12 protein-coding genes are annotated in these 13,808 nt (G+C 39.9%); 9 read left to right on the top strand and 3 right to left on the bottom strand.

Features of this window, described 5'->3' with window-relative positions:
* Positions 1–162: 162 nt before the first annotated feature.
* Positions 163–2,502, top strand: a complete 2,340-nt coding sequence (locus J2128_RS11905) for an RND family transporter (protein ID WP_209691646.1) — start codon at positions 163–165, stop codon at positions 2,500–2,502.
* Between the two features lie 109 nt (positions 2,503–2,611).
* Here J2128_RS11905 and J2128_RS11900 read toward each other — a convergent pair whose 3' ends face one another.
* From J2128_RS11900 to J2128_RS11890, 3 genes are all read right to left on the bottom strand, one after another.
* Entirely contained in the window at positions 2,612–3,529 is a 918-nt protein-coding gene (locus J2128_RS11900) for an AEC family transporter (RefSeq protein ID WP_209691645.1), read from the bottom strand.
* A gap of 686 nt (positions 3,530–4,215) precedes the next feature.
* Positions 4,216–4,416, bottom strand: coding sequence for a hypothetical protein (locus J2128_RS11895; RefSeq protein WP_209691644.1), 201 nt, complete (start codon positions 4,414–4,416; stop codon positions 4,216–4,218).
* Positions 4,406–4,849: a PIN domain-containing protein gene (locus J2128_RS11890; protein WP_209691643.1), complete on the bottom strand. Its 444-nt coding sequence runs from the start codon at positions 4,847–4,849 to the stop codon at positions 4,406–4,408. The genes J2128_RS11895 and J2128_RS11890 overlap by 11 nt, the downstream gene beginning before the upstream one ends.
* A 126-nt stretch (positions 4,850–4,975) precedes the next feature.
* On the opposite strand from J2128_RS11890, the gene J2128_RS11885 reads away from it, so the two are divergent.
* From J2128_RS11885 to J2128_RS11850, 8 genes are all read left to right on the top strand, one after another.
* Positions 4,976–6,115, top strand: a complete 1,140-nt coding sequence (locus J2128_RS11885; RefSeq protein ID WP_209691642.1) for a glycosyltransferase — start codon at positions 4,976–4,978, stop codon at positions 6,113–6,115.
* A 158-nt stretch (positions 6,116–6,273) separates the two neighbouring features.
* A complete protein-coding gene (locus J2128_RS11880) occupies positions 6,274–7,239 on the top strand; it encodes a GDP-mannose 4,6-dehydratase (protein WP_209691641.1) in 966 nt (321 codons plus the stop codon).
* A 100-nt stretch (positions 7,240–7,339) separates the two neighbouring features.
* On the top strand, positions 7,340–8,392 hold the full coding sequence (gene gmd / locus J2128_RS11875) for a GDP-mannose 4,6-dehydratase (RefSeq protein WP_209691640.1): 1,053 nt from the start codon (positions 7,340–7,342) through the stop codon (positions 8,390–8,392).
* A 19-nt stretch (positions 8,393–8,411) separates the two neighbouring features.
* Positions 8,412–9,491 carry a glycosyltransferase gene (locus tag J2128_RS11870; RefSeq protein ID WP_209691639.1) on the top strand — a complete coding sequence of 360 codons (1,080 nt, stop codon included), beginning with the start codon at positions 8,412–8,414 and terminating at the stop codon, positions 9,489–9,491.
* Between the two features lie 118 nt (positions 9,492–9,609).
* Positions 9,610–10,377: an ABC transporter permease gene (locus tag J2128_RS11865; protein WP_209691638.1), complete on the top strand. Its 768-nt coding sequence runs from the start codon at positions 9,610–9,612 to the stop codon at positions 10,375–10,377.
* 12 nt (positions 10,378–10,389) lie between these two features.
* Positions 10,390–11,631: an ABC transporter ATP-binding protein gene (locus J2128_RS11860; RefSeq protein WP_209691637.1), complete on the top strand. Its 1,242-nt coding sequence runs from the start codon at positions 10,390–10,392 to the stop codon at positions 11,629–11,631.
* A gap of 124 nt (positions 11,632–11,755) precedes the next feature.
* Complete coding sequence (locus J2128_RS11855) at positions 11,756–12,670, top strand: radical SAM/SPASM domain-containing protein (RefSeq protein WP_209691636.1); 915 nt, start codon at positions 11,756–11,758, stop codon at positions 12,668–12,670.
* A 418-nt stretch (positions 12,671–13,088) separates the two neighbouring features.
* The gene (locus tag J2128_RS11850) at positions 13,089–13,808 is read left to right on the top strand and encodes a class I SAM-dependent methyltransferase (protein ID WP_209691635.1); all 720 of its coding nucleotides are present in this window, start codon (positions 13,089–13,091) and stop codon (positions 13,806–13,808) included.

The following is a 13,808-nucleotide window of genomic DNA, read 5'->3' as shown; positions in this document are numbered from 1 at the left end:
TATTTAAAAAAATTAAAAATAGTTACACCTGCTTTTTATGATAGAATTTTATGAGGGTAATTATTTTCCTGATAAAAACGAATTTCTAAAGACAGGACTTTTAAGAGGATCTGAAAATATAAATAATAGTATCTTATTTGCCAGGCAGGAGGAAAGGTCACCTTGAGATCACCGTATGAATATATAGCAGAAGCGATTAACCGAAAACCATTTTTAATTGCCGGCCTTGTCGTTGCAGTAATAATTATTGCGATGTACGGGGCCTCGATGACCAGTATGAAGACCGGCACGGACACCTATCTTTATACTGATAAACCCGTGGGCTCTCTTCTGGTCCATTATACCGATACATTCGGGTCTGACTCGGAGATTCTTCTGATAGAAGGTGCAGACGTAACGACGCCTGATGTGCTGAAATATCTTGATACGCTTGAAGGCAGTATCAGGGACCAGAAATACGTTTCAAGCGTGACAGGTCTTGTTGACTTTCTAAAATCGGCAAACGGCGGAGTACTCCCCCAGAACAAGGCTGATATTGATAAAGCCTTAAATTCAGTCTCTTCTGATTATCTTGAACTTCTTCTCCCGTCAAAGACGATGACTCTTGTGAGTATTCCCCTTGAGACGGGTCTTTCCGAGGACTCAAAGGACGGTGTCGTGTCAAATCTTGACAGTGTCATATCCTTTTCGAATCCTCCGGCAGGAATCAGCGTGACAGCAACCGGAAATCCTGCTTTTGCGGTTGATATGAAATCTGACATAATGTCCAACATGACCACTTTAATAGGCCTTGCAATGGTCCTGATGATCGTTGCGATGGTGTTTCTGTTCGGTCATGTCAGGTACAGAATGCTTCCGGTCTTTATCGTGTTCTGCGGGATTGTGCTGACATTCGGTGTTATGGGTTTTGCCGGGATTTCGATAAGTTCGGTTGTTGTTGCGGCGTTTCCGGTCCTTATAGGAATAGGAATAGATTATGCCATCCAGTTTCAGTCCAGGTTTGACGAGGAGATACGAAAAAAAACAATGAAAGATGCTGTTTTCACGACAATTACGAGTTCGGGGCCTGCAATTCTCCTTGCCATGACTGCAACGTCACTTGGTTTTGTCGCGCTGTCTCTTCTTGCCCCGTCTCCTATGGTTGCGGACTTCGGGACAATCTGCATAGTGGGAATTATGTGCTGCTACGTCTGTGCAATGGTGATTGTCCCGACTTTTTCTATTATAGTAAAATACAAACCCAAAAACGGGTTGCACGGGGGGCCTGATGGCAGAAACCATCCTGATGATATTTTAATTGAAGGCAAAAGCAGCCGTAAAGTTCCTTTAATGGGGAGATACGACATTTTCCTGGGGAGTATTGCAGGAAAGATTGCAAAACACCCTGTCCCGTTAATTCTTATTTTTGCCATGCTTGCAGTTGTCGGGATGCAGCTTGACGGGCTTGTAATCATCGATACCGATGAGGACTCGATGGTCTCGCAGGACATGCCGGCGATGATCTCGATGAACAAGCTTACAAGTGTCATCGGCTCAACCGATACTATTACGGCATACATTAAGGCTGATTCCATAGTTGACCCTGAAACTCTTAAATGGATTGATGAGTTCAGCGATTATGAGCTTGAAAAGCAAAATGATCTGACTGGTGCGACAAGTATAGCCACGTATTTCAAACTTTACAATAACGGTGCTATCCCGGCAAACGAGGCTGATATCAAAAGGGTATGGGCATTAATCCCGGACAGCTACAAAGATAAGTACGTAAACGGGAATACCGAGACGGTAATCGAATTTTCAATGGAGGATATATCCATTCCGGCTGCACAGGAGCTTGTTGAGGACATGAAAAAAGACCTTGACTGGTACGGGCAGCACCCCGGTATGACTGCAGCGTATACGGGCTCAACATACATGTTCACAGATCTTATCAACAGTATAAGCGACCTTAAAAACCCTATGACGTATCTCGGGTTTGCTCTGATATTCGTCTTTCTGCTGCTTGTCTACAGGAAGTTTTCGGCCGTATCCCCGCTTGTCCCTATTATAATGATTGTCGGGTGGAACGGGCTTATTATGTATTCTCTCGGCCTTACATATTCGCTTCTCACGGCAACACTTGGAGCAATGACAATCGGTGTTGCATCTGAGTATACTATCCTTATCATGGAGAGGTACCAGGAGGAAAAGGAGAAGGGAAACGATATGATTTCATCGATTCAGGTTGCAATCCAGAAGATAGGGACTGCAATATCCGTATCCGGACTTACGACAGTGTTCGGGTTTTCGGCCCTTCTTCTGTCCACGTCACCTATAATACAGAATTTCGGGCTTGTCACCGTTATAACCGTAGGATTTTCTCTTATCGGTGCTATTATGGTTATGCCTGCCGTAATTTCAATATTTGAAAGCTTCAGTGCATATATGGAGAATAGAAGACGCAAAAACGGCTGCAATGAGGTGAAAAGGTCCGGATCTGAACCGGATGTGACAGACCTGTAAATTTTAAGGAAAATTCTTTTTTATTTTTTTTAATAATTTGAAAAAAATTTGTATTTTTGTTCAGGTTTATGTTTATCCTGTTTTTTGCACAGGTTCTTTTTTTTATTTTTTACAGAAGGAACAGTCCTATCAGGGGAATTGTTGCGACGCACAGGAGTGTTGATATGAATACGCCTTTTGAGGCGGCGTTTGAGTCTACGTTATATTCTTCTGCAAGCAGGACACCGTTTGCCGCAACAGGCATCGCAGCAAGTATTACAGGTATTCCGAGAATCATAGGGTCGCTTACGAATGGTGCAAGCACTGCGAAGAGTGCAAGGGGAATTCCAATAAGGCGGAATGCTGACATTACGTATATGTGATAGTCGGAAAACATCTCCTTAAACGGCATTGTCGCAAGAAGGGCCCCGACGACGACCATTGCAAGCGGTGTCGTCAGGTTTCCGAGCGTTTCCACGACGTCGTAGAACGGCTCGGGTATTGTCCAGCCTGCAAAGAAGAGGAGAAGTCCCAAAAGCGATGAAATAATTCCGGGGTTGATGAAGAGTTTTATGTCGAAGTAGTGGCCCATATCAGGTCTTAGCATGAGGATACCAATTGAAAAGACTAAAAGCCCGAACGGCAGCATAAAAAGTGATGCATAAAACGCGGCACCCTGCCCGAACATTGCAACCGAGACCGGTATGCCCATAAACCCGAGGTTTGAAAAAACGAGCATAAAGCTGTATACCCCCCTTTCCAGGTCGCTTTTTACAAGGAGTCTGGGAACTACAAAGGCGAATGCGAATGAGATCAAATAATAAATCCCTGCTATAAGCAGAATTTCCATTGTTTTGTCAAATATTTCCTCGTTTATCGGGATCTGCATTGATGTTATTACAAGGCACGGGAGAGTTATGTTTACAAGAAACGACGAGAGCCCCTTTGCACCGCTCCTGTCGACAATTTTCGTCTTGAAAGAGACATACCCAACTCCCATAAGTATAAACAGGACTACTATGCTGTTTACTACTACCAAAAACTCCATGCTTTTTCTGCCTTCATATATATTTTGTCAGCGGACTATAATAGGAGAGGCCAGACTTATTGCCGGTATATATTATTTTATATAGCATGATCTTATGTTATGAAGATTATGCGCTATTCTATCCTGAATAATTTGCGGGAACTAATCAGCCTTTAATTATTGAGCAATTTTTACAGCTTTCTGAAAGATTACCGGCAGTATAAGGGGTAAGAATGTCTGTTCTTTTTGATTTATTCTTTCAGAATCCTGACTATTTTTCAGTTCTGTTACTTTAAACTGTACCTTAACTTGAGAACTGTTTTAATCACAACAAATGGCCTTTCCATTTTGTATCTCTTCCTGCTTATTCCCTTATTACGAAGTTTCTCAGTGGTACTTCTATGATGACTTCAAGTTATCTGTTTCATGGTAACATTATATACTTTTCATTCAGCTTCCAGTTGTTCCCTTGTCCAGATAGACGATCTCACTTTTATTAAAATTTGTCTGATTGAGGTTCTGTCATTAAAATCTGCCCTTTCAGGTTAGGGATCAGAGAGACAATGCCATTCTCGGCTATATTCCGGATCGGCAATATATTTAGATTCGCTTTTAATCTCAAAATTGGTGAATTTACTAAAGAGTTAGTGTTCGATCTGACAAAATAAACTATCTGTGTTTGAGGAGGAGTTTATAGAAATTCTCAATTAATTTTTTTCTCTTTTCTCTGTTATTCCTTCAACAATTCTATCGAAATCTGTTTCAAGCCATTGTTTACGGTTTTTAGTGTAATCTCCGCTGCCGTGCGAATAACTCTGAATAAATCTTACTGCATCTGCAGGTCCAAGATTTTTTACTAATACTTCAAATCCAAGGATCCTGATTTCATTCAGAGTTTTAGTTTCCATGTGTTTCCTCCATAAGCCAACTTAGTGGATTACTGACTTTAATATGAATGTTTCCTTCATCTTTATTAATGTGTTTGATAAGTAAATCATCCGTTGTCAGGAATACTGCACCGGTACTTTCAGCAGATGCAAGATGCAGGGCATCAAAAGAATCAATGCCTAATTTGTGAAATACGCGGGCGCGGGAGATTATTTCAGTTGTGATTAATACTTTTTCATCTGAGAAACTCAGCAAATTTTTTATTGCCTCAATTCTTTCTTCATCTGGCATTTGTTCAATTTCGTATTCTATAACTTCACTTCCTATTAATTTCCAGTCTGTCATGCACCTGCTGAGAATTACAATTACGGCTTCAGTCTCCATTCTGATTCTATACGAAGTTTGATCATCAAAGAGTCTGCAAAGGGAACAAACATCAAGGTATATTTTCATGAGTCCGCCTGATTTTCTATAGAGTAAGAATATTATTAATAATATATGTAAATAGTTGTATCCGGCTTTGGATGACTCAGAATATTAAAGCTGATGTAATATCAAGATAAATCCCGGAAAAAACCGATGAAGATTGCGTTTGTCTACGATGCGGTGTACCCTTACGTCAAGGGAGGGGCTGAAAAAAGGATATATGAGCTTTCGCTTTGGATGGCAGAAAAAGGCCATGAGGTCCATATATTCGGGATGAAGTACTGGGACGGCCCAAACGTCGTAAAAAAGGACGGAATAATATACCACGGTGTATGCAGAAAAAAAGATTTGTACGTAAAGGGAAGACGTTCGATATTTGAGGCTTTTTATTTTGCCTGTTTTCTTTTTGTTCCTCTTTTAAGGGAGAAGGTATCAGTAATCGACTGCCAGGCGTTTCCGTATTTTTCAGTTTTTTCATCGTTTTTTGTATCAAAAATAAACCGGTGCCGCCTTGTTGTAACGTGGCATGAGTTCTGGGGAGAATACTGGTACAGGTACCTTGGACTTTTTGGGGTGTTCGGAAAGTTTATAGAGCGTATGACAGCCTTTTTGGGTGACGGGAGAGTTGCTGTATCGCATCTTACGGCAGAGGGTCTTGAAAAGTCAGGCATAAAAGGTGTTCATGTAATTCCGAACGGGATTAACGTTGATAAAATAAAAAATACTCCTCCTTCGTATGAATATTCATCCGACCTGATATTTGCAGGACGGCTTATCGCCGAAAAAAATGTAGACCTTCTTCTCCGTTCACTGGTCTTTGTCCGTGAAAAGTTTCCGTGCGTAAAGGCTCTTATTGTCGGGGACGGCCCGGAAAAACTAAATCTTGAGAAACTTTCGCAGGAACTGGGACTTTTTGGCACAGTTTCTTTTTCGGGATTTTTTACTGATGAAAGAGGTGTGATTTCAGCGATGAAGGCTTCAAAGGTTTTTGTTCTTCCTTCTGTAAGGGAGGGTTTCGGGATAACCGTCTGCGAGGCTATGGCCTGCGGTCTTTTCGTTGTTACAGTGAATCACCCTTCGAACGCCGCACGTGAACTTGTGTGCGAAGGTGTAAACGGTTACGTTGCAGAACTGTCTCCCGGATCGCTTGGTGATGCAGTCATAAAGGCTCTTTGCAGTAAGAAGGAACCTGAGGTAAAGGGTGAGACTTTCTCTTATGCGTGCGACTATGGGTGGGAGAAGATTTCTGAGAGGCTGATTTGCGTTTATGAAGGTAAAAGTTCAGAGAAATAAATATATTTTAAGAGGATAGTTTTGCATGATTTTATCTGAAGATATAATGTAAAAGTTTGCCTTAGAAAAAGCTATTTGTGTAGTTAAATAAAAAACAGTATAAGCTTTGTAAAGCTGAAATACTCCGGATTTTTAATCTGCCTGTCAAGGGGAAATTTATGAAAAGAATACTTATTACAGGAATAAGCGGCTTTGTCGGCGGACATTTTGTGGATTATCTTAAATCCGCAGGGAAAAATCTTGAAATAATCGGGATAAGCCGTCATATGCCTTCATGGGACTTTGTCGGCTTTGAGCCTGACTGCCTTAAACACTATGAGGCCGACCTTAATGATCTGCCGCGTGTTAAGTCTATTATTGAGGACACGGAGCCGGACTATATTCTCCATCTTGCAGCACAGAGTTCCGTTGCGGAGAGCTGGAAGACTCCTGTAGACTCTTTCATGAACAATACCAATATTTTCCTGAATGTAATCGACACGGTAAGACGTATTGACAACGGTGCAAGAGTCCTTTCTGTAGGCTCATCCGAGCAGTATGGAATTGTTTCGGAAAATGATCTTCCCCTTTCGGAAACAAGAAAACAAAGCCCGGAAAACCCGTATGCCGTAGCAAGGGTCTCGCAGGAGCTTCTTGCAGGAATCTATGCACGGGGGTATGGCCTGGATATCTGCTGTACACGCTCTTTTAACCACTGCGGCCCGGGCCAGAGGGACAAATTTGTCGTAAGCTCGATTGCAAAACAGTTTGCGATGATAAAAAAAGGTCTACAGGAGCCAATTCTTCATATCGGAAACGGCTCTATAATACGCGACTTTGTAGATGTCCATGATGTTGTTTCGGCATACTGTCTTCTTCTTGAAAAAGGAAAAAGAGGAGGGGTCTACAATATATGCAGCGGTGTCGGGAGGTCCATTCTGGACATCATAAATATTCTTTCAGAGATGTACGGAACAGATGTTGACGTCCGCCAGGAAAGCTCGCAGATCCGCCCCATAGACAATCCAAGGATTGTAGGTGATTTTAGAAAGATCCATGATGAAACCGGGTGGAAGCCTAAGGTTTCATTTGAAGACAGCTTAAGGTCGGTGTATGAATACTGGGATAAAAGAATATCTGCGTAAAGTGATGAATATTTAATGAATTATCAGCCTGAATAAAATATGTAATAAAAATGATTTCATCCAGCAGTATGATATAAAAATTTAAAGGAGACCTGAAAAAATGGCAGAACAGAAAAAAGCATTTATTACCGGAATCACGGGCCAGGACGGATCTTACCTGGCAGAACTTCTCCTGCACAAGGGTTATGAGGTGCACGGCCTGATAAGGCGGTCATCGACATTTAACACATCAAGAATTGATCATATATATGTCGACCCGCATGAGTCTGATGCAAAACTCTACCTTCATTATGGCGATTTGTCTGACTGTGAGCAGATAAGTGGTATCATATACAATGTAAAGCCCGATGAGATCTACCATCTCGGGGCCCAGAGCCATGTCAGGGTAAGTTTTGACATACCTGAATATACGGGAAACGTTACAGGACTTGGGACGACAAGGATTCTTGAAGCTATAAGGAGGAGCAGGTGTAAGGTAAGGTTTTACCAGGCGTCTTCAAGCGAGATGTTCGGCGGTGCTAAGCCCCCGCAGGATGAAAACACGGCTTTTGTCCCGAGAAGCCCTTATGCATGCGCCAAAGTCTATTCCTACTGGATGGTCAAAAACTACCGCGAGGGCTACAACATGTTTGCATCGAACGGTATTCTCTTCAACCACGAGTCCCCGCGCCGCGGTGAGACTTTTGTCACAAGAAAGATTACCCGCGGAATCGCTTCGATACTTGCAAAGAAAGAGAAGTACCTTTACCTTGGAAATCTCGAGGCAAAACGCGACTGGGGATTTTCGCCTGAATATGTCGAGGCTATGTGGATGATTCTTCAGGCTGACAGACCTGATGATTTTGTAATCGGGACAGGCGAGACTCATTCCATAAACGAATTCCTTGACGAAGCCTTTTCATATGCAGACCTTGACAGAGACGTCCATGTAAGAATCGACCCGAAATATTTCAGGCCAACCGAGGTTGATGCTTTAAGGGCAGACCCTTCAAAGTCGGAGAAGGTTCTGGGGTGGAAGCCGAAGGTGAACTTTAAGGACCTTGTGAAGATAATGGTTGACTCTGACATGAGGAGTGCGGGGCTCGAGGCGCCCGGAGAGGGTGATGAAATAATCCAAAAGAAGTTTTCAGAGAAGTGGTGGAAGAAGGACTAATTTTTTCAGGTGTTCTCTTTTGAAAACTGCCATTTTTCATGACTATTTCGGTGCTGTCGGAGGCGGGGAGAAGGTTGTTATAGAAATGGCAAAGGTTCTTGATGCCGACATTATAACAACCGATACGGACGCCGTTGAACTAATGGGGAATAACATTTCATGTATAAGTCTTGGAAGGACCATCCATTTTCCCCTTTTAAAGCAGATGTCTGCGGCACTGAAATTTTCTCTCTGCGATTTTTCAAAGGATTATGATTTTTTTATATTCAGCGGCAACTGGGCGCATTTTGCCTCAAAAAGGCATCGTCCTAATTTATGGTACTGCCATACTCCTGTGAGGGCTTTTTATGATTTGTACTCTGAATACTGTAAAAAACAGCCTTTTCTGAGAAGACAGGCCTTTAAGCTGTGGGTTTTTTTCGGCCGCTTTTTTGACAGGCGGTCTTTGAAGTATATTGAAAGGATTGCGGCAAATTCGGAGAATGTCAGGGAAAGGATAAGAAAATACTACAACCGTGATTCTGTTGTCATATATCCTCCTGTAGATACGTCCAGATTTCAGTGCAGGGAATATGGAGACTTCTGGCTTTCCGTGAACAGGCTGTACCCTGAAAAAAGAATTGAACTTCAGATTGAAGCTTTCAGAAGATTGCCTGATGAAAATCTTGTAATTGCCGGAGGCTATGCAAAAGGTGACCAGGCGGCAGGATACGCAGGAAAAATATCAAAAAATCTGCCTTCAAACGTGAAGATTATCGGAGAAGTACCTGAAGATAAGATACTGGATTTGTACTCGCGGTGCAGAGGGTTTGTTGCAACGGCCGTTGATGAGGACTTCGGGATGACTCCTGTTGAGGCGATGGCATCAGGCAAGGCGGTTGTTGCGGTTAATGAAGGCGGGTTTAAGGAAACCGTTGTTGACGGGGAGACGGGTTACCTGGTTGGAGCTGATGCAGAATCAGTTGTTAATGCTGTAAAAAAAATATCATATTCACCTGGAAAATACCATGATAAATGTGTTGAAAGGGCCGGGATATTTTCCCTGGATAAGTTTGAAGAAGGAATAAAAAATGTTGCTTCAGAGGTTTTCAACCGATAATTATTATTTTCCGTGTGAGAAATTTAATAAGATCGGTTAATTGCATTATGGTAAAATTTCCGGAATGAAGTTTAATGAATATTATTATGGTTTTGCGCTGGTAAGGGGATGCTTCTGATTGAATTATAGTCTGGTAATGGATTTTGCAAAAAGGGACCTTACGGAGAGATATTCAGGCTCTCTTTTGGGATTTGCCTGGAATTTTATTTTTCCTCTTGCAAATATTATAGTTTATACGTTTATTTTCTCCGGGATTATGGGTGCAAAACTTCCCGGTTCGTCTGATGTCTTCAGCTACGGCATATATATCTGTGCAGGTATTCTTCCCTGGACCGCTTTTTCAAGCATGTTCGCAAGAATTGCGACTGTTTTTCCTGACAACCGTCATATTTTGACGAAGCTTAACACAGACCTGAAATATTTCCCGTTGTATATTGTCGTATCAGAGACTGTAATATTTGCAGGGACCATGCTGTTTTATTTCATATTCCTCATATATGCGGGATATCAGTTTTCGTGGCTTTTAATATTTGTACCGCTGATATATTTAATTCAGGTACTTTTTGCTTATTCCCTCGGGTTCTTTCTGGCAAATTTCATGGTTTTCCTGAAAGACCTCCGCGAGGCTATTCAGGTGGTTTTACTGTTCTGGTTCTGGTTTACACCAATCGTCTATGTCTTTGACATCCTTCCTGATTTTGCAAAGTCTGTTATAGTGTGGAACCCGATGACCGCTATTGTAAACGGCTACCAGTCGATATTCGTGTACAATGAAGTCCCGGGTTTCACGTTTCTTGCGTACGTTCTGCTTCTGAGTATTTTCATGCTTTTTGTTTCGTTCTGGATTTTCAAAAAGCTTGAGAAGGATATAAGGGATTTCATGTGAGGTGGGTTTTAAATGATAACCGTTGAAAATGTAAGCAAGGAATACAAAATCTACCGTTCTCCTGCTGACAGGCTCAAAGAAATTGTACTTCGAAAGAAGTACCACAAGGAGCTTCAGGCTTTGTCCCACATATCCTTCTCTGTTGCGGACGGTGAAACGCTTGGAATTGTGGGTGAAAACGGTGCAGGTAAATCCACGCTTTTGAAGATTCTTCAGGGAGTCGTAATTCCGGATGAGGGAAAAGTTACTGTTACCGGAAAGGTTACGGGGCTTCTGGAGCTTGGAACAGGTTTTAACCCGGAACTTTCAGGTGTTGAAAACATATACATGAACGGAACAATGCTTGGAATGGGCAAAACCGAACTTGACGAAAAGAAGAGTGATATAATAGAATTTACCGAACTCGGCGATGCCATAAACGACCCTATTAAGACGTATTCCTCCGGAATGCTTATGCGTCTTGGCTTTTCAATAGCAATTCATGCGGAACCCGCCTGTTTTCTGGTTGATGAGGCTTTGTCAGTCGGTGACGCATATTTTCAGCAGAAGTGCATGAGAGCCATCCAGGCGTTCAAGGATAGGGGTGGTTCAATTATTTTTGTTTCGCATGACATGAATGCAGTGAAGATTTTATGCGATTCGGCGATTATGCTGGATCATGGAAATTTTGTAATTGGAGGTTTTACCAAGGAAGTAGTTGATTATTATCAGAATGTTCTTTTAAAGAAATCTCATAAAGGAAATAAAGAAGAATTGAAAATAGAAAGTACTGCTAAAAGTGGATGGCAAAACCATTCTGATCTTAAGGACTCATCTATTGAAATTCTAAGCATGAAATTGCTTTCTAAAGGTGGAGAAGTAATTGATTCAATTGTTAGTGAAGAAGATCTCATTTTGGATGTAAAGTTTAAATCAAGTAGAGTTCTGAAAGAACCTCACATCGGTTTTACAATTAGAAATAAATTTGGGCAAGTAATTTTTGATACCAGTTCGTGGTGGTTGGGATGGAGGTCTTCATGCTATGATCCAAATACTATTCTGCATGTCCAATTTAAAATGAATGTCCCGTTATGTCCTGGAGATTATTCTTTTTCACTTGGAATTGCAGATAAACCAATAGGAAAAGGGTTATATGAAGACTATTTATTTATGGCCCATGACATGGTAATATTAAAAGTAATTGTTAATAATAATTCTATTTTATATGGTGGTGTATTCAATATAAAACCAGCTTTTAGTGTAATAAGTGATTAATATGGATGTATTTAAATCAATTTCCGGTAATCTAAACGATCAATGCAAAATAAAATGTTATTATAAAAAAAAGAATAATTCTTTATTATATAAGTTCTATCGAAATGCCTTACGTAATGAAGTGATGTCAAGACCCCTGATGATACATATCGAAACAATAAATTATTGCAATCATAATTGCATATTCTGCGCATATCAATATCAAACATCAAAAAAAACTGTTATGCCTTTGTCCATATTTCAGAAAGTTACCTTAGATTATGCAAATATTGGCGGGGGGATGATATCCTTGACTCCTTCCCCTGGGGAAGTATTTTTGGATAATTTGTTATTAGAAAGGATAAAAATTATAGAAAAAATGCCTCAGATAACTGGTTTATCTGTAACCACAAATGGAATTGGTTCAGAGAAATGGGAAGATGAGGATTTGTATTATATATTAAAAAAATTAAAAAGGGTTTATGTCTCGATATATGGATTAGATTCAGATGAATATTCAAAAATTACGCAATGTAATACTTATGAAAGGTGTATTTCTTCAATTCGCAGAATTGTAGATTTATCTCCTACTGAGAATATTGTCTTTGGATTCAGATTGTTAAAAAACAGAACTTCAGATGAAATAGATTCTTGGATTAATAAAAATTTTTCAAAAAAAATTCCTTTTCAATATATGACAGTATATACAACATGGGGATCATTACTTGATCAGGAATTACCCATATTATCTGATGATGCAGAATGGAAGAAAATGCCCAAAATAACCAATCCATGTTTCAGACCACTTATCTCAATAAAAATCTGTGTTAATGGTGATGTTTCTTTGTGTGTTTGTTCAGATAGTTCAGCTAAGGATTTGTTGCTTGGATCGGTAATTGATCGTTCTCTGGAATCATTATTTAATTCAAAAAAGTGTAAAGAATTCTGGGATTCTGATAAGAATATTCCTGATTCGTGTAAAAAATGTTCAACATACATGCCTGTGGATGAATTGCAACCCGATTGGATAGAAGATCCAATTGATTATATCGGCGGATAACTTTCTCAATGGAAACTCAAGAGGATGTAGACATGTGAATCCATAAGTATTTCCTCTAAAGATACTTTAAATATTATATGGCCCTTTATTAATAAAGAATATTAAATTTTAATATATGATATATATACCGGTTTATTGGAGAGTTGTTGATATGAATCAAGGATTAACTCAAATCTGAAGTTCAGTCATATTTATAATCAGATGTCTATTCAGTATGTATGATATACAACATTTGAATTTTTTTACCTGATAATGGTGCCATTATACTCTCGCATCTGCAATATGGATCCAGAAGTTGAATTTTGCTATTTTGAATGAGTTAGAATTATTAATATTTGTAGAGAGATTGTATAAAACAAAAAACAGATATTGAGATAGTATGAAATTTTGCAAAGAGAAATCTACTGGTGCAGATCAGTTGCCTTTTGCTCATTATGGTGCTGGTGATTCCGAAAGGTGCATTGAGATTCCTTGGACAATGAGCCAGTACCACAACGAACAAAAGGTATTAGACATTGGATTTGCGCATGCTGAGGAAAGGTACTTAATCGAATTACTAAATTTAAAAATTCCTGAACTTCATGGACTGGATATTACTGATAAAAAAGTTGACGGAATTATTCCTCATGTTGGAGACATCAGAAAAACAAAATTTGCAGATAATTTTTTTGATTTAATTTTTTGTATTTCTACAATAGAGCATATTGGAAAAGATAATACGATATATACAGGTTTTGCCGGTGAGGAGGAAAAACGTGGAGATATACGTGCACTTCGGGAAATATACCGAATCACTAAGCCCGGCGGGAAAGTTGTTATTACTGTGCCATATGGTAAATTTCAGGATTATGGATGGTTTATTCATTACGATAAATGTAGGTGGGATAAATTAAAAACCTCTTTTCCATGGACAGTAGAGAAGGAAGATTTTTATATCTATAATGACGGATGGCAGAGTTGTAATAGGAAAGATCTTGAAAATACATTATATAACGATAATGGGGCAGTTGCAGCGGCAGGACTATTATGTGCTCTTTTAGTCAAATCTAAGAACCAAAATAGGAATATCCTATCTTGGTTTAGATTTAATGTTTTGGAAAAAGGAATATTAAATAAGAATCTTAAAACAGAATACTAA

This window comes from Methanomicrobium sp. W14, assembly GCF_017875315.1.
Lineage (GTDB): Archaea > Halobacteriota > Methanomicrobia > Methanomicrobiales > Methanomicrobiaceae > Methanomicrobium.
This window is presented reverse-complemented; position numbering and strand designations above follow the sequence as displayed.

Excerpts from the sequence above, each read along its gene's own strand:
- J2128_RS11900 (WP_209691645.1), bottom strand. The coding sequence starts at position 3,529 with ATGGAGTTTTTGGTAGTAGTAAACAGCATAGTAGTCCTGTTTATACTT.
- J2128_RS11880 (WP_209691641.1), top strand. The coding sequence starts at position 6,274 with ATGAAAAGAATACTTATTACAGGAATAAGCGGCTTTGTCGGCGGACAT.
- J2128_RS11890 (WP_209691643.1), bottom strand. The coding sequence starts at position 4,849 with ATGAAAATATACCTTGATGTTTGTTCCCTTTGCAGACTCTTTGATGAT.
- J2128_RS11885 (WP_209691642.1), top strand. The coding sequence starts at position 4,976 with ATGAAGATTGCGTTTGTCTACGATGCGGTGTACCCTTACGTCAAGGGA.
- J2128_RS11860 (WP_209691637.1), top strand. The coding sequence starts at position 10,390 with ATGATAACCGTTGAAAATGTAAGCAAGGAATACAAAATCTACCGTTCT.
- gmd (WP_209691640.1), top strand. The coding sequence starts at position 7,340 with ATGGCAGAACAGAAAAAAGCATTTATTACCGGAATCACGGGCCAGGAC.
- J2128_RS11895 (WP_209691644.1), bottom strand. The coding sequence starts at position 4,416 with ATGGAAACTAAAACTCTGAATGAAATCAGGATCCTTGGATTTGAAGTA.
- J2128_RS11855 (WP_209691636.1), top strand. The coding sequence starts at position 11,756 with ATGTCAAGACCCCTGATGATACATATCGAAACAATAAATTATTGCAAT.